Annotated in this window: 17 protein-coding genes; 10 read left to right on the top strand and 7 right to left on the bottom strand. The window is 68.0% G+C overall.

All coding sequences use genetic code 11. From position 1 onward, the window contains the following. The first annotated feature begins 42 nt into the window (after positions 1-42). From ACSFA0_RS13580 to ACSFA0_RS13560, 5 genes are all read left to right on the top strand, one after another. Positions 43-753, top strand: a complete 711-nt coding sequence (locus ACSFA0_RS13580; protein ID WP_435450690.1) for an ABC transporter ATP-binding protein — start codon at positions 43-45, stop codon at positions 751-753. Between the two features lie 38 nt (positions 754-791). Then, entirely contained in the window at positions 792-1988 is a 1197-nt protein-coding gene (locus ACSFA0_RS13575; RefSeq protein ID WP_435450689.1) for an ABC transporter substrate-binding protein, read from the top strand. A gap of 44 nt (positions 1989-2032) precedes the next feature. After that, positions 2033-3232 carry an ABC transporter substrate-binding protein gene (locus tag ACSFA0_RS13570; RefSeq protein ID WP_435450688.1) on the top strand — a complete coding sequence of 400 codons (1200 nt, stop codon included), beginning with the start codon at positions 2033-2035 and terminating at the stop codon, positions 3230-3232. 76 nt (positions 3233-3308) lie between these two features. After that, positions 3309-4184, top strand: a complete 876-nt coding sequence (locus ACSFA0_RS13565) for a branched-chain amino acid ABC transporter permease (protein ID WP_435450687.1) — start codon at positions 3309-3311, stop codon at positions 4182-4184. A 10-nt stretch (positions 4185-4194) separates the two neighbouring features. Then, positions 4195-5181: a branched-chain amino acid ABC transporter permease gene (locus tag ACSFA0_RS13560; protein ID WP_435450686.1), complete on the top strand. Its 987-nt coding sequence runs from the start codon at positions 4195-4197 to the stop codon at positions 5179-5181. 27 nt (positions 5182-5208) lie between these two features. Here ACSFA0_RS13560 and ACSFA0_RS13555 read toward each other — a convergent pair whose 3' ends face one another. From ACSFA0_RS13555 to dsdA, 3 genes are read right to left on the bottom strand one after another with little or no spacing between them, the layout of a single operon-like run. Beyond that, positions 5209-6348, bottom strand: a complete 1140-nt coding sequence (locus ACSFA0_RS13555; RefSeq protein WP_435450685.1) for an HPP family protein — start codon at positions 6346-6348, stop codon at positions 5209-5211. 10 nt (positions 6349-6358) lie between these two features. Further along, complete coding sequence (locus tag ACSFA0_RS13550; RefSeq protein ID WP_435450684.1) at positions 6359-7402, bottom strand: lipocalin-like domain-containing protein; 1044 nt, start codon at positions 7400-7402, stop codon at positions 6359-6361. A 5-nt stretch (positions 7403-7407) separates the two neighbouring features. After that, positions 7408-8766, bottom strand: coding sequence for a D-serine ammonia-lyase (dsdA, locus tag ACSFA0_RS13545; protein ID WP_435450683.1), 1359 nt, complete (start codon positions 8764-8766; stop codon positions 7408-7410). A 255-nt stretch (positions 8767-9021) separates the two neighbouring features. Between dsdA and ACSFA0_RS13540 the strand changes: the two genes are divergently transcribed. Further along, positions 9022-9957: a fasciclin domain-containing protein gene (locus ACSFA0_RS13540; RefSeq protein ID WP_435450682.1), complete on the top strand. Its 936-nt coding sequence runs from the start codon at positions 9022-9024 to the stop codon at positions 9955-9957. Positions 9958-10038: 81 nt separating this feature from the next. Here ACSFA0_RS13540 and ACSFA0_RS13535 read toward each other — a convergent pair whose 3' ends face one another. Beyond that, entirely contained in the window at positions 10039-12576 is a 2538-nt protein-coding gene (locus ACSFA0_RS13535) for an FtsX-like permease family protein (RefSeq protein WP_435450681.1), read from the bottom strand. 144 nt (positions 12577-12720) lie between these two features. Between ACSFA0_RS13535 and ACSFA0_RS13530 the strand changes: the two genes are divergently transcribed. After that, on the top strand, positions 12721-12990 hold the full coding sequence (locus tag ACSFA0_RS13530; protein ID WP_435450680.1) for a DUF4148 domain-containing protein: 270 nt from the start codon (positions 12721-12723) through the stop codon (positions 12988-12990). Between the two features lie 13 nt (positions 12991-13003). Here the strand turns inward: ACSFA0_RS13530 and ACSFA0_RS13525 are convergent, their stop codons facing one another. Both ACSFA0_RS13525 and ACSFA0_RS13520 read right to left on the bottom strand, forming a co-directional pair. Further along, positions 13004-14353, bottom strand: coding sequence for an MATE family efflux transporter (locus ACSFA0_RS13525; RefSeq protein ID WP_435450679.1), 1350 nt, complete (start codon positions 14351-14353; stop codon positions 13004-13006). Between the two features lie 54 nt (positions 14354-14407). After that, positions 14408-14809, bottom strand: coding sequence for a hypothetical protein (locus ACSFA0_RS13520; protein WP_435450678.1), 402 nt, complete (start codon positions 14807-14809; stop codon positions 14408-14410). Between the two features lie 347 nt (positions 14810-15156). Between ACSFA0_RS13520 and ACSFA0_RS13515 the strand changes: the two genes are divergently transcribed. Beyond that, positions 15157-17961 carry a galactose oxidase-like domain-containing protein gene (locus ACSFA0_RS13515; RefSeq protein WP_435450677.1) on the top strand — a complete coding sequence of 935 codons (2805 nt, stop codon included), beginning with the start codon at positions 15157-15159 and terminating at the stop codon, positions 17959-17961. Between the two features lie 73 nt (positions 17962-18034). On the opposite strand, the gene ACSFA0_RS13510 is transcribed toward ACSFA0_RS13515, so the two are convergent. Then, positions 18035-19204: an acyltransferase family protein gene (locus ACSFA0_RS13510; RefSeq protein ID WP_435450676.1), complete on the bottom strand. Its 1170-nt coding sequence runs from the start codon at positions 19202-19204 to the stop codon at positions 18035-18037. Positions 19205-19553: 349 nt separating this feature from the next. Between ACSFA0_RS13510 and ACSFA0_RS13505 the strand changes: the two genes are divergently transcribed. After that, complete coding sequence (locus tag ACSFA0_RS13505) at positions 19554-21929, top strand: Tex family protein (RefSeq protein ID WP_435450675.1); 2376 nt, start codon at positions 19554-19556, stop codon at positions 21927-21929. A 342-nt stretch (positions 21930-22271) separates the two neighbouring features. Continuing rightward, on the top strand, positions 22272-23837 hold the full coding sequence (locus ACSFA0_RS13500) for a peroxidase family protein (RefSeq protein ID WP_435450674.1): 1566 nt from the start codon (positions 22272-22274) through the stop codon (positions 23835-23837). Positions 23838-23841 lie beyond the last annotated feature (4 nt).

Raw genomic sequence — 23841 nt, 5'->3', positions numbered from 1 at the left:
GGCGCGTGCCTCCCTTGGGGCGGCCCGGCGGGAGGCACATCGATGACTGCACCCGCACTTCAAATCCAGGGCCTCCAGGCCTGGTACGGCGAATCGCACGTCCTCCATGGCGTCGACATGGTCGTGCAGCCCGGCGAAGTCGTCACGCTGCTGGGCCGCAACGGCGCCGGCCGCACGACCACCATGCGCGCCATCATGGGCCTCGTGGGTGCGCGCAAGGGCAGCATCCAGATCAACGGCGTCGAGACCATCGGCATGGCGACGCACCGCATCGCCCACCTGGGCCTGGGCTACTGCCCGGAAGAGCGCGGCATCTTCGCGAGCCTGTCGGCCGAGGAGAACCTGCTGCTGCCACCGGTGCTCAAGGGCATGGGGCCGGGCATGTCGATCGACGAGATCTACGAGATGTTCCCCAACCTGGCCGAACGCCGCAACAGCCAGGGCACGCGCCTGTCGGGCGGCGAGCAGCAGATGCTGGCGGTCGCGCGCATCCTGCGCACCGGCGCCAAGCTGCTGCTGCTCGACGAGATCTCCGAAGGCCTGGCGCCGGTCATCGTGCAGGCACTGGCGCGAATGATCCACATGCTGCGCGGCAAGGGCTACACGGTGGTGATGGTCGAGCAGAACTTTCGCTTCGCCGCGCCGCTGGCCGATCGCTTCTACGTGATGGAGCACGGGCGCATCGTCGAGACCTTCGGCGCGTCGGAGCTCGACGCGAAGATGCCGGTGCTCAACGAGCTGCTCGGTGTGTGACGGCCCGCTTCCCCCACGACAACAACACAGAGACAACCATGAAAAGAAAACTGAGCGCCATCGGCGTGGCAACTGCATCCCTCCTGCTGGCGACCACCGTCGTGCAGGCCCAGGAGAAGGTCGTGATCGGCTTCGTGACCGACCTCTCCAGCCTCTATGCCGACCTGGAAGGCAAGGGCGGGATCACCGCGATCCAGATGGCGATCGAGGACTTCGGCGGCAAAGCGCTCGGGCAGCCGATCGAGCTGCTCACGGCCGATCACCAGAACAAAGCCGACGTCGCGGCCTCCAAGGCGCGTGAGTGGATCGACACGGCCGGTGTCACGATGGTGTTCGGTGGCACCAATTCCGGCACGGCGCTGGCCACCGCCAAGGTCGCGCAAGAGAAGAAGCGCGTCTACTTCAACAACGGTGCGGGCACCTCTGCCCTGACCAACGAGCAGTGCAGCCCGTACACGGTGCACTATGCCTACGACACCGTGGCGCTGGCCAAGGGCACCGGCGGCGCAGTGGTCGACAAGGGTGGCAAAAGCTGGTTCTTCCTGACCGCCGACTACGCCTTCGGCCATGCGCTCGAGGCCGACACGTCGACGGTGGTGAAGGCCAAGGGCGGCACCGTGGTCGGCACCGTGCGGCATCCGCTGAACGCGTCGGACTTCTCGTCCTTCCTGCTGCAGGCGCAGAACTCCAAAGCGCAGATCCTGGGCCTGGCCAATGCGGGCGGCGACTTCGTCAATGCGGTGAAGGCGTCGAAGGAATTCGGCATCAACAAGACGATGAAGACCGCCGGCCTGCTGGTGTTTCTGAGCGACATCCACAGCCTGGGCCTGAAGAACACCGAAGGCCTGCTGCACACCACCAGCTGGTACTGGGACCTGAACGACGACACGCGCAAGTTCGCCAACCGCTTCTTCGAGAAGACCAAGCGCATGCCGACCGACGTGCAGGCCGCCGACTACTCGGCCACCACCACCTACCTCAAGGCCGTGGCCGCTGCCAAGACCACCGATTCGGACAAGGTGATGGCGCAGCTCAAGAGCATGAAGATCGACGACTTCTACGGCAAGGGCCAGATCCGTGCCGACGGGAGCTTCATCCACGACATGTACCTGGTCGAGGCGAAGTCGCCCGCGGAGTCGAAGAAGCCCTGGGACTACCTGAAGGTCGTGGCCAAGCTGCCGGGCGAACAGGTCTTCACCACCAAGGCCGAAACCAAATGCGCGCTCTGGAAGTGATCCTTCCGTCGCTTTCTTCCATCCCACCCTCCTTGGACGTGAACATGAAAAAATCCCTCGCACTCTCCGCCGTCTCCCTGGCCATCGCCTTCGCCACCGGCGGCGCGTACGCCCAGGCCACCGACAAGGTCAAGATCGGCTTCATCACCGACATGTCGAGCCTGTACGCCGACGTAGAAGGCAAGAACGGCGCGCTGGCCATCCAGATGGCCATCGACGACTTCGGTGGCAAGGTCAACGGCATGCCCATCGAGCTGCTCACGGCCGACCACCAGAACAAGGCGGACATCGCTGCCTCGAAGGCGCGCGAGTGGATCGACACGCAGGGCCTGACGATGCTCTTCGGCGGTACCAGCTCCGGCACCGGCCTGGCGATGGCCAAGGTGGCGCAAGAGAAGAAGCGGGTCTTCATGGTCAACGGCGCCGGCAGTTCGGCGCTGACCAACGAGCAGTGCACGCCGTACACGGTGCACTACGCCTACGACACGGTGGCGCTCGCCAAGGGCACCGGCGCGGCGGTCATCGCACGCGGCGACAAGAACTGGTTCTTCCTGACGGCCGACTATGCCTTCGGCCATGCGCTCGAAGCCGATGCGAGCAAGGTCGTGAAGGAGAAGGGCGGCACGGTGGTGGGTGCGGTGCGCACGCCGCTCAACACCTCGGACTTCTCGTCCTTCCTGCTGCAGGCGCAGAACTCGAAGGCCCAGGTGCTGGCCCTGGCCAACGCGGGCGGCGACACCATCAACTCGATCAAGTCGGCGCGCGAGTTCGGCATCACCAAGTCGATGAAGATGGTCGGCCTGCTGGTGTTCGTCACCGACATCCACAGCCTGGGCCTGAAGAACACCGAAGGCCTGCTGCTCACCACCAGCTGGGACTGGAACCTCGACGACAAGACCCGCGCGTTCGGCAAGAAGTTCTTCGAGAAGACCAAGCGCATGCCCACCGACATCCAGGCGGCGGACTACTCGGCCACCATGACCTACTTGAAGGCTCTGCAGGCCACCAAGACGACCGACGCCGACAAGGTGATGGAATACATCAAGAAGACGCCGATCGACGACTTCTACGCCAAGGGCTACGTGCGCGCCGACGGTCGCTTCGTGCACGACATGTACCTCATGGAAGTGAAGTCGCCGGCCGAGTCGAAGCAGCCTTGGGACTACTACAAGGTGGTCCAGAAGCTCAAGGGCGAGGACGTCTTCACGACCAAGGCCGAGTCGCGCTGCTCGCTCTGGAAGTAATTGCCGGGTCTCTCAGGCGGCCGGGCAAGGGGCCGCCTGAATCGAACATTCGATCGTTGTTGTTGAAGCGTCTTCCATGAATATCTCCATGCCGGCCTTGTTGAGCCAGCTCCTTCTGGGGCTGGTCAACGGCTCGTTCTACGCGATCCTGAGCCTGGGGCTCGCCGTGATCTTCGGTCTGCTCAACGTGATCAACTTCGCCCACGGTGCGTTGTTCATGCTGGGGGCAGTGCTCAGCTGGATGGCGATGGAGTATTTCGGCATCAACTACTGGGTGATGCTGCTGGCCGCGCCGATCATCGTCGGCCTGTTCGGTGTGCTGATCGAACGGCTGCTGCTGCGCTGGATCTACAAGCTCGACCACCTCTACGGCCTGCTGCTCACGCTCGGCCTCACGCTGTTGATCGAAGGCGTGTTCCGCTCGGTGTACGGCGTGTCGGGCCTGGCCTACGACGCGCCCGATGCGCTGTCGAGCGCCACCGACCTCGGGTTCATGGTGCTGCCGAACTACCGCGCCTGGGTCGTTGTCGCGTCGTTGGTGATCTGCTTCGCCACCTGGTATGTCATCGAGAAGACGCGCCTGGGCGCCTACCTGCGCGCGGGCACCGAGAACCCGCGCCTGGTCGAGGCCTTCGGCGTCAACGTGCCGCTGATGATCACGCTGACCTACGCCTTCGGATGTGCGCTGGCCGCCTTCGCCGGCGTGCTGGCGGCACCGGTCATGCAGGTGTCGCCGCTGATGGGGCAGAACCTCATCATCGTGGTCTTCGCCGTGGTCGTGATCGGCGGCATGGGCTCGATCATGGGCGCCATCCTCACCGGCCTGGGCCTGGGCATTGTCGAAGGCCTGACCAAGGTGTTCTACCCGGAGGCCTCCTCCACTGTCGTGTTCGTGATCATGGTGATCGTGTTGCTGACTCGTCCGGCCGGTCTGTTCGGCAAAGAGAAATAAGAAGCGCGGTATGAAGAAGTTCTCCACTGTCATCTACCTGCTGCTGCTCGTCGCACTGTTGGTTGCGCCTTTCGCCGGGGCGTACCCGGTGTTCGTCATGAAGCTCATGTGCTTCGCGCTGTTCGCTTCGGCCTTCAACCTGCTGCTGGGCTACACCGGCCTGCTGTCCTTCGGTCACGCCGCCTTCCTGGGCGGCTCGGCCTATGTGGCCGGGCACGCGATCAAGGTCTGGGGCTTGACGCCCGAGTTGGGCCTGCTGGCCGGGACGCTGACGGGCGCGTTGATGGGCTGGCTTTTCGGCCTGCTGGCGATTCGCCGCCAGGGCATCTATTTCGCGATGATCACGCTGGCGCTCGCGCAGATGATGTTCTTCGTCGCGCTGCAGGCCAACTTCACCGGTGGCGAGGACGGCCTGCAGGGCGTGCCGCGCGGCAAACTGTTCGGGCTGATCGACCTGTCGAACGACCTCACGATGTACTACGTGGCGCTGGTCGTCGTGGTCGCGGCCTTCCTGCTGATCGTGCGCACCATCCATTCGCCCTTCGGCCAGGTGCTCAAGGGCATCAAGGAAAACGAGCCGCGCGCGCTCTCTCTAGGTTACGACGTGGCCCGCTTCAAGCTGCTGGCCTTCGTGATCTCGGCGGCGCTGTCGGGTCTGGCAGGCTCGCTCAAGACGCTGGTGCTGGGCTTCGCCACGCTGTCCGACGTGCACTGGACGGCGTCGGGCCAGGTCATCCTGATGACGCTGGTGGGCGGGCTGGGCACGCTGTCTGGGCCGATCGTCGGCTCGGCGGTCGTGGTGCTGCTCGAGAACAAGATCGGCGAGCTGGGCAATTTCCTGGCGCGCGTCACCACGGTCGACTGGTTCAACACCCTGGGCGAGTCGGTGACCATGGTCACGGGCCTGATCTTCGTGGTCTGCGTGCTCGCCTTCCGCAAGGGCATCATGGGCGAGATCATCGCCTTCATCGATCGGCGTCGCGGCAAGGGCGCCTGAGCCTCGAACCCGAGGGCACCGGGTGGCTCAGGCGGCGCGATGCAGGGCGCGGACCAGGTCCGACTGCGTGATGATGCCGACCAGTCGCCGCTCCTGATCGATGATCGGGATATGGTGGTGTCCATCGTCGGAGAAGAGCGGTACCAGCTCCGACACCATCCGCCCCTCGCTGGCCACGCGCACTTCGCGCGTCATGATCTGACCGACCGCGTCGGGCTTGTCGTCGTGCGACGCGCTGCTTCGCCGCACCAGGCTGCGCAGCCGTTCGCCGATGCCCTCGTGGCGGCCGATGTCCGCATGACGCATGAAGTCGGCCACGGTGACGATGCCGACGATGCGCCGGGCGCGGTCCACCACAGGGAGGGCCTTGACCCTGCGCTCGCGCATCAGCGCCCAGGCGTCCTGCAGCGAGGTGCCGAACTGCACCGACACCGGATCGCGCGACATGATGTCGCGGCACCGCAGGAGGCCAAAGCGCCGCTCGTAGGCAGCCGCTTCGGCGTGCTGAAGCAGGGCCTCGAGGTCGTCGCGACTCACGTCGAGCACCTGGTTGTAGTACGCGAGCGCCGCATCGAGATCGGCCGCGCTGAACCGTGATCCGGCCGAGGCGGCCGCCGGCGGTGGCCGTCGACCATGCGGGTAGCGTCGGCCTGTGAGGCTGTTGTAGGCCACGCCCGCTGCGACGAGCAACAGCGAATTGACCAGCATGGGCGACAGCGCGAAATGAAAACCCGTGGCGCTCAGCGCCGTCAACAGCGCGGTCGCACCACCGGGCGGATGCAGGCAGCGCAACGCGAACATCAGCGCAATGGCGGCCGCCACGGCGACCGCGCCAGCCCAGGCCGGGTCGCCGATGAGCATCGCGCACGCGGCGCCCACGAGGGCCGACAAGGTGTTGCCGCCGACCACGGCCCAAGGCTGCGCGAGCGGGCTGGCCGGTACTGCGAACACCAGCACGGCGCTCGCACCCAGCGGCGCGACGAGCCAGGGCTGCGCTGCACCCGTGCCGATCCACCAGCGGCTGATCAGGGCCGTGACGAGGATGCCCAGGCCGGCGCCAGCCACGGCGCGCCAGCGTTCCGTGGCGTCGGCGAACACGCGCTCCGGTCGCAGGCCGAGCAGGAATTGACGCAGGTGGACTTTGGTGCGTTGGAGCGAAGGCAGCATGTGGTGTTGTCTAAAGCCGCAACCGCGCCGCGTAGCCTGTCATTTCCAAGTAGCCGCGTCCGACGCGCCGGCCCTGCTCGTCGAGCAGTTCGCTCAGCCCCTCCCAGTACACCGCGCCGGTCGAGCCGCGGCTGTCGAGTTCCTGGTCGTCGAGCAAGGCCCGCACCGTGAAGCGCCCGGCGGGCGTGTCGATGCACCACTGCACCGGGTAGGCGGCGCGCGTGCGCGGGCTGGACCAGCGGCGCTCCGCCTCGAAGTGCACCGTGTCGGCGTCGAAGCTGCGCACTGCACCGCCGCGCGGCCGCCACGAGCCGCCGCCCCACAGCGCACTGCCGTCGGCGCGGCGAAGGTGGAAGGCGGTGAGCGCGCTGCCGTCGTCGAGGTTCATGCCGATCCAGTCCCAGCCGACGGCCTCGGGGTGCATCAGCGCCTCGCTCCATTCGTGGTCGAGCCAGGCGGTGCCCTCGACGTCGAAGCCCTGGCCCTGCACGGTGAGCCGGCCACGCGTGGCGAGCTGCGGCTCGCTGTAGTAGTAGCTGGCCTGTTCGGGTTGCGGCCCCTTGCGCGACAGGCCGACGCTGCCCTGCAGCAGCACCGGCTGTGTCGGCGTGAAGTCGAGCGACAGCGCGAAGTCGCCGGCGGGCAGGCGGGCTTGGTAGCGGCCGTCGGTGCTGCGTTGCAAGGTCCAGTCGCGCAGGCGTACGTCGGTGTCGGCCTCGCCGGCCGCTGCGATGCCGAAGCCCGCGCGCGCGATGCGCTGGTCGTGCAGCAGTTGGCGGCCTTGCAGGTCGGTGACGGCGGCATGCGCGAACACCAGTTGCTTGGCCGCGAAGGCCGAGCGCATGCTTTGCGTGTCGTCCACGCGCGAGCGGAAGAAGGTCAGCTGGAAGCCGAATTCACGCGTGCCCGACTTCGCATGGCCGGTGATGTACCACCACTCGGTGCGCAGCTCGGGGTGGCTGCCGAAGTCGCGCGGAAACTGCAGCGCACGGGGCGGCAGCGCCCAGGCGGCGGGCGCCGACAGCATCGCCAGCAGCAGGGCGCGGCGATGCATCGCATTCATGCGAGCGCGCGGCCCTGCGCCAGGTAGCGGGCCATCTCGTCCTCCGGCACCATGCCGCCGCCCGTGGCCCACACGAGGTGCGTGGCGCGGCCCATCCGCGCTTCGGACAGTCCCATCCGCTCGCGGTAGCCCTGCGTCTCGGTCAGCACCTGCACCATGCCGGGCAGGCCCGCCACGGCCGAGGGCTCGAGCCGCACGCCTTCGAGCGCGTCCATCTGCGCGATGCGCCGGTACAGCGTGTCGTCGCTCACCGTGATGTAGCCGTCGATGAGGCGCTGCATCGCGCGCCCGACGAAGCCCGACGGCCGGCCTACGGCCAGGCCGTCGGCCGCGGTGACGCCGTCGATGCCGAAGTCCTGCACCGCCACGTCCTCGTGCAGGCCGGTGCGCACGCCCAGCAGCATGCAGGGTGCGTGCGTGGGTTCGGCGAAGACGCAATGCACCGCGTCGCCGAAGATCAGCTTCAGTCCGAAGGCCACGCCGCCCGGCCCGCCGCCCACGCCGCAGGGCAGGTAGACGAAGAGCGGGTGCTCGGTGTCGACGGCGATGCCTGCGGCGGCCAGTTGCTTCTGCAGCCGCTCGGCGGCGACCGCGTAGCCGAGGAAGAGGTCGGTCGAGTTCTCGTCGTCGACGAAGTGGCACTGCGGGTCGGCCTCGGCCTGGCGGCGACCCTCGGCCACGGCGGCGCTGTAGTCGGACGCGTACTCGACCACCTGCACGCCGTTCGCGCGCAGCCGCGCCTTCTTCCAGGCGCGCGCGTCGGCCGACATGTGGACCGTGACGTGGAAACCGAGCTTCGCACCCATCAGGCCGATCGACAGCCCGAGGTTGCCGGTCGAGCCGACGGCGATGCGGTGCCGGCCGAAGAAGGCGCGGAATTCGTCGCTGTCGAGGCGCGCGTAGTCATCGTATTCTTGCAACAGGCCGGCGGCGAGGGCCAGGCGCTCCGCATGCGCCAGCACTTCGTACATGCCGCCGCGCGCCTTGATCGAGCCGGAGATGGGCAGGTGGCTGTCCTTCTTGAGCCACAGCGCGCCCTGCGGTGCGATGCCGGCTTCGCGGCACAGCGCGGCCTGCAGTGCGGGCAGTGCGGCGATGCCGGATTCGATCAGCCCGCCGGCGGACTGCGTTTCGGGGAACACGCGCGCGATCCATGGTGCGAAGCGCTGCAGCCGCGCGCTGGCCGCGGCCACGTCGGATGCATCGAGACCGACATCGGCCAGGGCTTGCGCGGTGGGCGCGATGCCGGGGTTGAACCAGCTCAGTTCCTTCAGCGCGACGAGGTCGTCGATGAGCGGGATGGCGTTGCGCCAGTCGGCGGCGCTGCGGCCGCCCAGTGGGTTGTCGTCGTTCATTCGGTTTCTCTCTGCCCGTCCGTCATGGGTTGGCGGGCCTTTCCGTAGCCTAACAGTGGCGACCTTCACGTGATCGACCTGGGCCTTGCCGGGCCCGTGCTGCTGCGTTGCAACCAGGATGCAACGCGCTCTTACAAGGATGCTGGGGGCGCGTGATCCATTCGAACGCCTCGCCCGTATGTGTCGCGCCGAACCGAAAAGATTGCGTTTGGCCGTCGGATTGAGCGGTTCAATCTTCAGACCTATGGAGTGCTTATGCAACGCAGACTCTTTGTCCTTGGATCCGGGTTGGCGGCCGCGGTCGTCGCGACCGGGTGCGGTGGGGGTGGCGATGATCATCCGTCACGCCCCGACATCGTGCAGACAGCGCAGAACACGCCCGACCTGAGCATCTTGGTCGAGGCGGTGACTGCCGCGGGTCTGGTGGACACGCTCAAAGGCCCAGGTCCCTTCACCGTCTTCGCGCCCACCAACGCCGCCTTCGCGGCCCTTCTGAACGAACTGGGTTTGACGAAGGAGCAGTTGCTCGCCGATCGCGCCTTGCTGACTGCCGTGCTGACCTACCACGTGGTGCCATCGAAGGTGGAGCGAGCGCAGATTTCGCTCGGCAAGGCGGTCACGACCGTCCAGGGCGGCGTGTTCAAGGTCGAAGCGCCGAATGGCCAGCTCACCATCACCGACGGGCGCAACCGAACGAGCCGCATCACCGCCACCGACATCCAGGCGTCGAACGGCGTGGTGCATCTCGTGGATCGCGTGCTGTTGCCGGCCAACCGGAACATCGTCGAGACAGCGCAAGCGTTGCCGCAGTTCAGCATCTTGGTTGAAGCCGTCGTTGCCGCCAACCTTCAGGGCACCTTGTCGGGTGCCGGGCCGTTCACGGTTCTTGCACCGACGGATGATGCTTTCGTGGCGCTGTTGTCCGAACTCGGCGTCTCGAAGGCCGCGCTGCTGGCGGACACGGTGCTTCTGACCAAGGTGCTCACCTACCATGTGGTGCCCGGTCGTGTGCTGCGCGCCGACATCCCGATCGGCACCCCGATCACGACGGTGCAGGGACAGACGCTGCAGATCGGTTCGAGTTTGGTAATCACCGACCAGCGCAGGCGTGCCTCCAACATCGTGGTCGCGGACGTTTTCGCGACCAACGGGGTGGTCCACGCGATCGACAAGGTCTTGCTTCCTGTCTGAGCGCCCCGGGCGCCGGCCCCTGCGGCGTGAGACGACGAAGGGACGGCGCGGGTTCGATCGCGCGTCGGGCGGGAGCGGCGCCTACCAATCTTCCTTGACCGCCAGCACGGCGTCGCGCCCGGCCGCGGCGCGGCCTGCCAGCCAGGCCGTGAGCGTGCCGGCTGCGACCACCGCCGCGCACAGCGCCACCAGCCGCAGCCAGGGCACGAGCAGGTCCATCGTCCAGTGGAAGCTCTGCGGGTTCACCACGTGCACCAGCACGACCGATACCGCCAGCCCCAAGGCCAGGCCGGCGACGGCGCCGATGGCCGTCCACGCCGCGCCTTCGCCGGCGACCACGGCCAGCACCTGCCGCCGGGTGAAGCCCAGGTGCGCCATCAGGCCGAATTCCTTGCGCCGCGCCAGCACCTGCGCGCTGAAGCTCGCGGCGATGCCGAACAACCCGATGGCGATCGCCACCGCCTGCAGCCAATAGGTGACGGCGAAGCTGCGGTCGAAGATGCGCAGCGAGGTCGCGCGGATCTGGGCCACCGACGCCAGCTCGACCGCATCGCCCAGCCCCGGTTCGTCGGCCGCCAGCCGGCGCACCGCCGCCTGCACCTCACCCTCGGCCGCGCCGGGCGCGAGCCACAGCGACACATCGCTCGCGCTGCGGTCGCCGGTCAGGCGCTCGAAGTCGCGCGCATCCATCGTGACGGTGCCGAACTGCCGCACATAGTCGCGCCACACGCCGGCCACGAAGAAGGTCGACGTCGTGCCCAGGGCCTGCGCGAGCGGCGCGAAGGTGCTGCCAGGTGTGGCACCGTACAGGTCGACCATCGCCTCGCTCACGTAGACGCCGATCTGCCCGGCGGGCACCGGGAGCGCTTCGCCGACCAGGGGCAGCGTGCGCGCGGCGCCGCCGTCCTCGAAGCTGCGGCCGATCAGCGAGACGGCCGGGCGTGCCGGGTCGAGCAGCAACGGGCGCAGCCGCAGCGTGCCGGTACGCGCCACGCCCGGCAATTGCGCGAGCCGCTGCACGAAGGCGGGCGTGAAGGCCGCGTCGTCCCCGCTCGCGCTGCCGGCCACGCGCAGGTACAGGTCGGCGGGCAGCACCACGTCGAGCCAGCGCGTGACCGAGTCGCGGAAGCTCGCGACCATCACCGTCAGCGCCACCGCCAGGCTGAGACTTGCGACCACGCCGCTTACCGCCACTGCCGCAGTGCCACGCATGCGCCGCGCGCGCTCGATGGCCAGCATCGGCAGCACGCGGTGTGCGAAGGCCGGCGCGATGCGGTCGTACAGCAACGCGATCAGCCAGGGCAGCGCGGTGATGCCGCCCACCAGCAGGAAGCCGACCGACACGTACGCTGCGACCGGGATGTCGGCGATCGGCGGCAGCCGAGCGAGTGCGACGCCGATCGCGATCAGCGCCAGCGGCACCAGCCGGCCACCGCGCTGCGGGGCCGTGGCGCCGAGGCCCTTGAGCGTCTGCGCCTCCGGCAGCGACTGCGCCGCACGCGCCGGCCACCAGCCGCCGACACCGGCCGCCGCCACGCCCAGCACGCCGTAGAGCAGGGCGGCGCCGCTGCTCCAGCGCAGCGTGGGCGCGACACCTGCGAAGTAGCCGCCGCCCAGATCGCCACCCAGCACCTTCAGCGCGAAGGCCGCCAGCGCCGCGCCGAGCGCGATGCCCGCGGCGCTGCCGACCGTGCCGAGCATCAGCGATTCCGCCAGCACCAGCCCGAGCCGGCCACGCGGCGTGAGGCCCAGCACGCCCAGCAGCGCGAACTGCTGCGCGCGCTTGGCGACGCTGAGCGCCAGCACCGAGAACACCAGGAAGGCGCCGGTGAAGAGCGCGACCAGCGCCAGCACCGTGAGGTTGACGCGGTAGGCGCGCGAGAGGTTGCTCACCCGCTCGGCTGCGTCGCCGGGCTCGGCGATGCGCACGTTGGTCGGCCAGTCGGGTGCGCCTTCGAGCGCACGTGTGAAAGCGGCGCGGTCGGTGCCGTCGGCCAGTCGCAGGTCGATGCGCGTGAGCTGGCCGATGCGGCCGAACAGCTCCTGCGCGGCGCCGATGTCCATGACCGCCAGCGCCGTGCCGCCGGCCGCGACGCTGCCGGCGATTTGCACCTCGCGGCGCTGTGCGCCGATCTGCAGCGTGACGCGTTGCGCCGTGTCGCCCAGCGCCGTGCGCGTCGCGGCGTTGAGGAAGACCTGGCCCGGCGCGAAGAGCGAGAAGCGCGCCGCGCCGTCGGCCGGCACCGGCATCAGCGCCGGCGCGAGCGTCGGCAGCACCAGCGCATCGACGCCGACGATGCGCAGTGGCAGGCGCCGCTCGCCAAGTACCGCGGTGGCCGCGATCTCGACAACCGGGCTGGCCAGCGCCACCTGCGGATGCCGTGCCACGCGCGCGAACAGCGCCTCGTCGAAGTTGCCTTGCGCGGCGCGCAGTTCCAGGTCGGGCTGGCCATTGACCGAACGCACCGCACTGGAGAACTCGTCGAGCGCCGAGGCGTTGATGAGGTGCACCGAGAAGGCCAGCGCCACGCCCAGCATCACGGCGACCACGGCCGCCGCGTTGCGCCACGGGTGATGACGCAGTTCTTGCCAGGAGAAGGTGAGAAGCAGCGCACGCATCGGGTGATTGTGGCCTCGCTGCGGCGTCATCGCGTCGGCACATCCAGATGGCGCGTCGCTGCGTAGAAAAAAGGTGGGTGCCTCAGAGGCCTCATGCACGCCGCGACATCCGGTCGCGTTCATCCCACCGTCAGGAGCTTCACCATGAACATCCAACGCATCGCCATCACGGCACTCGCCGGCTTCACCGTTTTCGGCGCTCAGGCGTTCCAGGGCGAGGAGAACAACCTGCAGCCCCAGCCCTTCCAGTCGATGCGCAGCCGGGCCGAGGTGCGCACCGAAGCGCTGAAGCCGGTGCAGATCACCAATGGCGGCACCGGCGTGGCCAAGCCGGCCACCATGGCCGATCGCGAGCAGGTGCGCGCCGGCGCACGCGCCATCGTGCGCGAAGGCTCGGCGCTCTACGGCACCTGAGCGCCGCGGGCGCTCACACCATCCGCCGAATCGCCTTCTTGCGCCACACCAGACGGTAGTACGCCGTCTGCAGCGCGAGCATGGCGATGAAGGCGACCGGGTAGGCGATCCACACGCCGTTGAGTCCGATGCGGTGGCTCATCACGTAGGCCACCGGCACCTCGACCAGGGCGATGCAGACGATCGAGATCGCGGTCGGCACCAGCACCGAACCGCTGGCCCGCATGATCCCCGACAGCACCGACGCCATGCCGAAGATCACCGTACCCCACAGCATGATGTGCAGCAGCGTCTGGGCAATGTCGATGACCTCCGCGCTGGTGATGAACAAGCCCATCAGCCGGCGCGAGAACAGGTAGCCCAGCACGACCAGCGAGCCGGTGAGCACCAGGTTCATCAGCAGCCCGGTGCGCGCGATGGCGCCGAGCTGCGACGTGTGGCCGGCCCCGATGGCCTGCGCGCCGAGGATCGACGCCGTGATCGCGATGGAGATGGCGGGGAACTGCACGTAGGCCACCACCTGGTTGACGGCGCCGTAGGCCGCCGTCGCTTCGGAACCGTAGCTGTTGACCAGCGAGAGCAGGGCGATCTCGGCCAGCGCGATCACGATCATCTGCACGCCGGTGGGCACGCCGACGCGCAGCACGGTCTTGAGGATCGCGAAGTCGATGCGCATGCACCGGGCGAAGTCGCGGTCCGGCGCCAGCGGGCTTTTCATGCGGCGCAGCCGGAAGGCCAGCCAGACCGTGGCGACCACGAAGGACACCACCGTGGCCGCTGCGCCGCTGGCCACGCCCAGCATCGGCAGGCCGCCCCAGCCGCGGATGAGCGCAGGGGTCAGCACCAGACCGACGAGGGTGGAGATGCCCAGCGTGAGCAGTGGCGTCACCGTGTCGCTCACGCCGCGCAGCATGGCGGTGGACAGCAGGAAGACGAACAGTCCCGGCATGGCGATCAGGATGATGCGGGCGTAGCGCGTCGCGTCCTCCAGGATGTCGGGCGGCGTCTGAAGCGCCTTGAGCATGGGGGCGGTGAAGGCGCCGCCGAACACCGCGACCACCCCTCCGAAGACGAGGCCGACCGTGAGCGTGGTGCCGGCGATGGCCTTGACCTTGGCGATGTCGCGCGCTCCCCAGGCCTGGCCGATGAGCACCGACGCACCGGCGCCCAGGCCGATGGTGAAGGCGATGAAGAAGAACATCACCGGAAAGAAGCTGGAGACCGCCGCCAGCGCGCCGACGCCGATCATCTGGCCCACGTACACATTGTTGAGCGTGCCGGAGAGCGACTGCAGAATGTTGCTCAGCAGCATGGGGGCGAGAAAGACCGCGAAGGTTTTCCAGAGCGGGCGTGGTGCGGTCATGGTGTGGTGAGAGGATCCCCCGGCCTGGCCGGGGGATCGGGGCCGATCAGCCGATCAGCACTTCATCGCCGTCGCCTGTGCGGCGAAGGCGTCGGACGCCGCCTTGCAGGCCGCACCGAGTTGTGCCTGGTTGGCGCCGTAGCTGGCCCAGGCGGCTTTGGTCTGCTCCATCGACGTCTTCACCGCGTCTGCGGCAGGCCCGCTTTGTTTGCCGATGCAGGCATTCACCTTGTCGAGGTAGTCCTGGCATTCCTTGGGCAGATCGGCCGATGCCGTGCTGGTGGCGGGGGCGGCAGGGGCTGCCGTCGACGCCGCCGGTGCCGCGGCCGGCGCGGGGGCGGCCGGTGCAGCTGCGGGTGCCGACGCAGGCGCTGGCGGTGCGGCGGGGGGCGTTTCCTGCTTGGAGCAGGCTGTGACGGCAGCGACGATCGCCAGCAGTACCAGTGTTTTTTTCATTTTTTCATTCCCTTTTTGACTTCGTGTTATCACGCGCGAACGGCCTCCACCGCCCGTCGCGCGAGCCCGGCGAAAACCGGGCAGGCGGAGTATGCCTTTTCAAACGCCTGCTTCATTCGCATCGACGTCGCCTGCAGCGAGGGAAGCACCGTGCGACGGCCGCCGTGTCGGCCAGCTCGGCACCGGCGAGCCAGTGGAAGTCGGAGACAGTGCGGAAGAGGGTGGTCTCGCGACCGCGGCTGGAGGTGAGCACAACTGCGCAAAGCAGAGCGACAACTTGCCGCCCCATTTGGTGAACTTTTGTGTTCAATCTATAACGCCTTCCTCAATCAGAGGGAGGCGTCGAAATGAACGCATGGATCGACAGGAATGCGGCAGCCGTGGGCGTGTGGACGCGCACCGGCATGTTCGTGGGGGCGGTGGCCATGCTGGCCAGTTGCGGCGGGGGAGGTGGCGGCGCTGCAGGAGACGGTGGGTTGAGCGTCAGTGCGGGTGCTGGCACTGCCGGGATGACGCCGGAGGTGGCTGCCGTCGTCGCGGCCGAGCAGGACACGCCGGGCGCGCCGGTCGATCCCGGCACCTCACCGTCGGCCCCCGTGCCACCGACCACGACGTTCCCCGGTCAGCCACCCGAGCCGCCCCAGCCCGTTCCGGCCCTCACGCCAGAGCTGCGCGAGGCCGGCACGAAGGGGCTGTGGTCTGCACCAGAGACCTGGCCGATCAACGCCATCCATGCGGTGCTGACGCCCGACGGCAAGGTGATGACTTACGGTACCAGCCCGAGCGGGGTGCAGGGCGCGCCGCTCTACTACGACGTCTGGAACCCCGTGACGAAGGCGCATGCCCTGTTGCAACAGACCACCGGCACCGACCTTTTCTGCAATGCCCAATTGGTGTTGCCCGTGTCCGGTCAGGTGCTCCTCGCGGGCGGCGACACCCGCGGGCAGAACGCGGGCAAGGCCAACACCGGCGTGACCGACGTCAATCTCTTCGATCCGGTGGCGCAGTCGCTCAAGGCCTCCGGCACGCCGATGAACTATGCGCGCTGGTACGACACGCTCACCACGCTGCCGGACGGTCGCGTGTTCGTGCTCGCCGGCATAGACGCGAGTGGGGTGCTGACAGCCTATCCCGAGGTCTACACCGCCGGCCAGGGCTGGCGCACGCTCACCGGCATCCGCTGGCAGGGCGAGCCGTTCTATCCGCGGGTGATGCTCGCTCCCACCGGCCAACTGGTCGCGGCCAGCGGCACCACGCTGTACGGCATCAACACCGACGGCAACGGGTCGCTGGCCCAGGTCGGCGCGCTGCCCTCCAGCGTCATGTGGTACCTGCCCTGGGCCATGTTCGACAAGGGCAAGGCGCTGTTCGCGCGAGTCGACGGCAAGGTGTCGGTGGTGGACGTCAACACACCGACACCGGTCGTCACCGAAACCGAGGGCCTCGGCGGCAACCGCGTCTGGGCATCCACCACCGTGCTGCCTGACGGCCAGGTGCTGGCCACGGGCGGTGCGGGCCTGGCCATCGCATCGTCCATCACCGCGGGACCTGACGGCCAGATCGTGGCCCCCGGCGCCGCGGGCCAGGCCATCTCGTTCGAGGCGAGCCTCTGGAACCCGAAGACCGGTCGATGGAGCGTCGGCGCGTCGGCGCAGAAGTACCGCCTCTACCACTCCACGGCGCTGCTGCTGCCCGACGCCACCGTGCTCACAGTCGGCGGCGGCTCGCCCGGGCCGGTGGTGCAGTTGAACGGCGAGGTCTATTCGCCGCCCTATCTGTTCGCCAAAGACGGCAGCGGCCGGCGCCTGCCGCGCCCGATGATCGTGGCGGCGCAGGGCGACCTGACGCTGGGCCAGGACTTCAGCATGTCGGCGATGTCGTCGCGCCCGATCCAGCGCGTGACCTTGGTGCGCACCGGCTCTGTGACCCACTCGACCGACTTCGAGCAGCGCTTTCTCGAACTGCCCTTCACCCAGGACGGCACCCGCCTCACCATGCAGCTGAACGAGAACGCCAACGTGGTGCCGCCGGGGCACTACATGGTGTTCGCCTTCGACGATGCCGGTGTGCCGTCCATCGCGAAGATCGTGCGCATCGGCAGCACCGCGGTGCCGGCCCAGTTCACGCTGGCGGCGCATCTGCCGTCCTTCCTCGGCACGGCGGATGTCGGTCGCAATGGCTCGGCGCGCATCGACAGCGCCGGGGTGCTGATGCTGACCGATCCGAAGGTGGGGCAACTCGGCTCGGCCTTCTACCGGGCGCCGGTAGCGTTGAACGGTGACACCTCGTTCAGCACCCGGTTCCAGTTCAAGATGAGCAGTGGCGGCGGCGAGGGCATGACCTTCGTGATGCAGGGCAACGACTCTTCCACGCTGGGCGAGGGAGGGAGCGCCCTCGGCTACGGTGGCATCCGACGCAGCGTGGCCGTCAAGCTCGACACCCGCGCCACGCTGGGTCAGGACCCGAACGGCAACCACATCGGCATTCTGCTCAACGGCAGCCTGCTGGCCGACGCCTATGTCGATGGGCCGTTCACTCTGGCGGATGGCTTCGCGCACACGATGTGGGTGGACTACGACGCGCGCGCTCGCCAGTTGTCGGTGTTCCTCTCGCGCGAGGCTGCCGGGGCCAAGCCGGCGCAGCCCGTGCTACAGCGCGACCTCCACCTGGCGAGCGTGGTCGACAGTGCCAAGCTCTATGTCGGTTTCACGGCCGCCACCGGCCAGCAGCCCACCGCCCACCAGATCGACAACTGGAGCTTCGTGGCTGGCGCCGCGCCGGCGGCAAAGGACCGCCTGGCGGCGGGCGAACAATTGATCCCGGGCCAGCGTCTGGTGTCACCGGACGGCCGTTTCGGTCTCGCCTTCGAAGAAAACGGCAACCTCGTGCTGACCGAGTACGCAAGCGGCACCGTGCGCTGGCAGTCGGGTACCGCGGGCAAGCCGTCGGCGCGGCTCACGATGGGCAGCGAAGGCGACCTGGTGCTGTATGGACTCGACCCGCTGCCGATCTGGCGAAGCGGCAACGCCCCAGCGGGGGCGACTTCGGCAGCGCTTGGAAACGACGGGGTGCTGGCGCTCCATCGGCCCGATGGCACGGCCGTCTGGCGCTCCTCGGGCATGCCGCCGGCCGGTCTCGTGGCGTCACGGTAAGCCGGCCGATTCGCTGCGCCGATGGCGGCATGAAGCGCCCGCACTGCCTGCGAGGGACATGGAACTCCGCGTGTCAGCGCCGTGGCGGCCCGTCGCCGTTGCCCCGCGCGCGGATCGTGACACGGTGTCCCATAGCTCGCGAAGACGCCCACGCCCGATACCGTTCGCGCAGGTCGTCCGTCATGCGCTGGATCGCCCGGTCGATCGGCCCCTCGACGGTCCAGTGCGCCACGGCGCCTGCGGCGATCGAGAGCAGCAGCGAGCCCCCCACCGCCAGTTCCCAGCCGGTCGACCCGGTGAACCCGGCAGCCACCAGGACCTTGCAGACCAGACTGATCACCGGTGCATGGCACAAGAAGATAGCGTAGGACCACAGCGCCACCTTCTCCATGCCTCGGCGACCGATGCTCGCTACCCCGCCGACGCTGGTGGCCGCCTGCCGGCGTGCGAGCCCGAGCATCAGCAGCGCGAAGCCGACGCCGTAGAGCAGGTCGATATCGAGGTTGCCCGACATCGCGCCGCTGGACGCGGAATACTGAACCAGCCCCGTCCAGGCGAGCCACGCCAGCGCGCCGCCCAGTGCCCACCGAAAGTGCTTCTCCTCCAGGCTGTTCGCCATCCAGGCGGCGAACGCACCGCACCAGAAGATCAGCAGCCACTTCGACCCGATGAAGCTGAGCAGGAAGATGCTGCTGTCGTTGAGAAAGAAATACAGCAGCGGAAAGCCGAAAAGGTAGGCGCGTCGCAGCAGCGGCGAAGAAAGTGCCGCCGCGAGCAGCAGGTACGCCACCAGTTCGTACTGCAGTACCCAGGCCGGGTAGATGACGGGCGCACCGGTGCCGCCGACGGCGCTCGGGTCCTGCGGCAGCAGGAAGAAAGTCGCCCACCAGCCCCAGCCGGTGGGGACCGCATCGGGCTGCCGCGACACGAAAATCTGCATGGCGGCCACCGCGCAAAGCACGATCCAGTAAAGCGGGAACAGCCGTGCCAGCCGCTTGGCGACGAAGGTCACGGCGGAAACGCCGCTGTCGGAGCGCAGGTAGATCCAGGACAACAGGAAGCCGCTCATGGCGAAGAAGAAGGGCATGCGCACATAACCCAGCGCGACGATCTCTTCGAGTTCGTGGCTCCCGAAGTACTTCGGCAGCGAGGCGGTGCCCCCCGCGTGGTACAGCACCACGAGCACGCAGGCCAAGACACGGCCGATGTCCAAATAGGCGAATCGCCCCGTTTTCCGAGTCATGCGTGGGTTCCTGCGCCTGCGACGCACAAGGCGCGGGTCGCACCGGGTGGAGAGATGTCGACATGTCGACGTCGATTGGTGCAGTGCAATATGCCCGCCACCGACGCAGGCTGGCGTAGGACTCGCGCCCCCACAGGTTTCGATGGGAGTAATGATTGGGTCTAAATGTTTCCTGGGCGCCGCGCTGTGACCTCGGCGGATCCGGTGCTCTCGCATCTAGCCCTATGGCAAACTTCCGTGCTGGTTCTCAGAGCGCTTCAGGCGCAGTCAACGCGGTGGCCGGCGAGCCGGCTGCCCTCCATAGCGTGCCGGCGTCAGTGCGGCACGTGTCTCAGGATTCGTTTCAACCATGCAGAAAATCATTCGCCAGCTCGCCGCTGAAATCAAGGTCGGCGAGCACCAGGTGAAGGCGGCCATCGAGCTGCTCGACGGCGGCGCCACGGTGCCCTTCATTGCCCGCTACCGCAAGGAAGTGACCGACGGCCTCGACGACATCCAATTGCGCGATCTCGAGGCGCGGCTGTCGTACCTGCGCGAGCTCGACGATCGCCGCGAAACGGTATTGAAGAGCATCGACGAACAGGGCAAGCTGACCGACGCGCTGCGCGCCGCCATCGCCAATGTGGCGACCAAGCAGGAGCTGGAAGACCTCTACCTGCCCTTCAAGCAGAAGCGCCGCACCAAGGGCCAGATCGCGCGCGAGTTCGGCATCGAGCCGCTGGCCGACAAGCTCTACGCCGACCCGACGCTCGACCCGGCCGTGGAGGCGCAGGCCTTCCTGAAGCCGCCCGAGACACTCGACGACGGCAAGCCGGGCGCCGATTTCTCCACCGTGCCGGCCGTGCTCGACGGCGTGCGCGACATCCTCTCGGAGCGCTGGGCCGAAGACGCGGCACTGGTGCAGCGCCTGCGCGAATGGCTGTGGGCCGAGGGCCTGCTCAAGTCGACGCTGATGGCGGGCAAGGACGAGAACAACGCCGACGTTGCCAAGTTCCGCGACTACTTCGACTACGACGAGCCGATCGGCCGCGTGCCGTCGCACCGCGCGCTGGCCGTGTTCCGCGGCCGTGCGCTCGACATCCTCGATGCCAAGCTGGTGCTGCCGGTCGAGCCCGAGCCGGGCAAGCCGTCCATCGCCGAAGGCAAGATCGCGTTGCATCTGGGATGGAGCCATGCCGGCCGCAAGGCCGACGACCTGATCCGCAAGTGCGTGGCCTGGACCTGGCGCGTGAAGCTGGCGCTCTCGACCGAGCGCGACCTGTTCACCCGCCTTCGCGAAGAGGCCGAGAAGGTGGCCATCAAGGTCTTCGCCGACAACCTGCGCGACCTGCTGCTCGCTGCGCCTGCCGGCCCGCGCGTGGTGCTGGGGCTGGACCCCGGCATCCGCACCGGCGTGAAGGTCGCGGTGGTCGATGCGACCGGCAAGCTGGTCGAGACGGCCACCGTGTTCCCGCACGAACCGCGCAAGGACTGGGAAGGCTCGCTGCACACGCTGGGCAAGCTATGTGCCAAGCACGGCGTGAACCTCATCGCCATCGGCAACGGCACCGCCAGCCGTGAGACCGACAAGCTCGCCGGTGACCTCATCAAGCTGCTCGCGAAGATGGCCGAGCAGGCCGGCGCGCCGCCGATGGCCATCGACAAGGTGGTGGTGAGCGAGGCGGGCGCCTCGGTGTACTCCGCCAGCGAATTCGCCTCGCAGGAAATGCCCGATGTCGACGTGAGCCTGCGCGGCGCCGCCAGCATCGCGCGCCGCCTGCAGGACCCGCTGGCCGAGCTGGTGAAGATCGACCCCAAGTCGATCGGCGTTGGCCAGTACCAGCATGACGTGAACCAGAGCGAGCTCGCGCGCACGCTGGTCGCGGTGGTGGAAGACTGCGTGAACTCGGTGGGCGTCGACCTCAACACGGCCAGCGTGCCACTGCTGTCGCGCGTGTCGGGCCTGTCGGCCAGCGTGGCGAAGGCGGTGGTGCGATGGCGAGAGGCCAACGGCGCCTTCGCGACGCGCAAGCAGCTGCTCGAAGTGACCGGCTTCGGCCCGAAGGCCTTCGAGCAGAGCGCCGGCTTCCTGCGCGTGCGCGGCGGCAGCAACCCGCTCGACGTGACCGGTGTGCATCCGGAGACCTATCCGGTGGTCGAACAGATCATGGAAAAGACCGGCAAGCCCATCGCCGAGCTGATGGGCCGCGCCGAGATGCTCAAGACGCTGCGGCCCGAGTTGTTCGCCAACGAGAAGTTCGGCGTCATCACGGTCAAAGACATCCTGGGCGAACTCGAGAAGCCCGGCCGCGACCCGCGCCCGGACTTCAAGGTGGCGCGCTTCAACGACGGCGTCGACGACATCGCCGACCTGAAGGAAGGGATGATCCTCGAAGGCACGGTGAGCAACGTCGCGCAGTTCGGGGCCTTCATCGACCTGGGCGTGCACCAGGACGGCCTGGTGCACGTGAGCCAGCTCGCCAACAAGTTCGTCGAGGACGCGCGCGAGATCGTCAAGACCGGCGACATCGTCAAGGTCAAGGTGATGGAGGTCGACGTGGCACGCAAGCGCATCGCGCTGTCGATGCGGCTCGACGCAGCACCTGCGCGCCGTGACGGGCCGCGCGACAACCGCTTCGAAGGAGCAGGCCGCGGTCAGCAGCAGGGTGCGCGCCGCGACAACGCGCCGCAGCCCGCGGGCCAGATGGCGAGCGCTTTCGCCAAGCTGCAGGGCCTGCGCAAGTAGCGCTCGGCAGGTCATTCGGCGGGCCGTGCGACTCACGTCGCGACGGCCACGCCCGTCGCGAATTCCGTCGCGTTCGAACGAGCGCGTACACACGCTGTCACACGGCGCGTTGCGTGCGCGCCAGCACTACCACTTCTGCAGGATGGGGCTCCGACTTTCGTGGAGTCGGCCTATGGCCGATGCACGCGGCGCGAGCATTGGAGAAACCAGGCGATCGGCATTCAATAGCCACGCCTCGGTGAACGCGCGGGTTGCGACCCCCCGCCACGAGGCCATGCGCTGCATCGGCGTCCGTTCCGCACGGGTGGCCGACACCTCCGCGTCAGCGCGCGGAGTTCCACGATGAACGCCCACGCCACCTCCGAGGAGACCGTCATGAAGAAGAACGCCCCACCACCGCCGCCCCGCAGCCATGGCTACAGCACCGCCAATGCCGACCCGGTGCGCAGCAACATGGTCAAGCCAGGCCGTTTCGGCTTCCTGTTCCCCGAGCTGTCGACCAGCCCGTGGACCACCGGCAGCCCGACGACCGATGCGCAGGTGGCCGAGGAACTGGGCGCAGCGATGCATGCGCCCGTGACCAACCCGACGCCCGGCGTCATTCCGGCGGGCTTCACCTACTTCGGGCAGTTCGTCGACCACGACATCACCTTCGACCCGACCAGCCTCGGCGAGAACGCAGTGGATGTGGGCGACCTCGTCAACTTCCGCTCGCCGGCGCTGGACCTCGACAGCCTCTACGGCTCGGGGCCGCGCGACCAGCCTTTCCTTTATCGGCGGCAGACGGAGACCAGCGCGAACCAGTTCATCCTGGGGCCGGTGAAGGATTCAGGACCGGGGCCGGGCACCGAGCTGCCGCAGGTGCATGCGCTCGACGGCGCCGCCTACGATCTGCCGCGCACTTGCTTCCTGCAGGGCGATGCGACGGCCATCCTCGGCGACAAGCGCAACGACGAGAACCTGATCGTCGCGCAGCTGCATCGCACGATGCTGCACTTCCACAATGCCATCTGCCTGGCGTTCCCGGAGAAGTCCTTTCTCGACGTGCGCCGGCTGGTGATTCACCACTACCAGCGCATCCTGCTCAACCAGTTCCTGCCGCTCATCGTGGGGCAGCAGGCTGTCGACGACGCCATGACGGAGCTGAAGTTTTATCGCATCGGCCCCGGCGAGCTGGCCACCGAGCCCTTCATCCCGCTCGAGTTCTCGGGGGCGGCCTACCGCTTCGGCCACAGCATGGTGCGCTCCAAGTACGAGTTCAACCGGGTGTTCGGCGCCGGCACCGATTTCCGACTGGCCTTCGCCTTCACTGGCGACGGGTTCGCCACGGCGCCCGGCGGGCCGCTGCTGCAGTACCCGACGAACTGGCTGCTCGACTTCGGCGCCTTCTTCCCGGACCTGGGCCGCGCGCCGCAGATGGCCGCCGCCATCGACGCGTCGATCTCCGACCAGCTCATGATCGGCGCGCCGCCCGGGCGGCCACTCGCCGCGCTGAACCTGCTTCGTGGCTCGATGCACTACAAGCTGCCCACCGGCCAGGCTGTGGCTGGTCGGATGGGCATGCCGCTGCTGACCAAGGCCGAACTGGAGAGCGGCACCGGTGGCGCCGTGATCAAGAAGTTCAACATCGGCGAGCACACGCCGCTGTGGTTCTATCTCTTGAAGGAGGCCGAGGTGAAGGCCGGCAGCCAGCACCTCGGGCCGACCGGCGCGGCCATCGTCGCCGAGGTCTTCGTCGGTCTGCTCAAGGACGACCCCGAGAGCCTGCTGGGCAACCCGCCGAAGGCGGGCGAGGAACTGCCCTCGGCCGATGGCCAGTTCAAGATCAGCGACCTCTTCAACTTCACGGAGAAGCAGAAGGGCAAGGGCAACATCCCGGCCGCGGGGGTGATCAACCCGCTGGTGTAGGAGA

It is taken from the genome of Variovorax restrictus (assembly GCF_051216715.1).
In the GTDB taxonomy this organism is placed as follows: domain Bacteria; phylum Pseudomonadota; class Gammaproteobacteria; order Burkholderiales; family Burkholderiaceae_C; genus Variovorax.
This window is presented reverse-complemented; position numbering and strand designations above follow the sequence as displayed.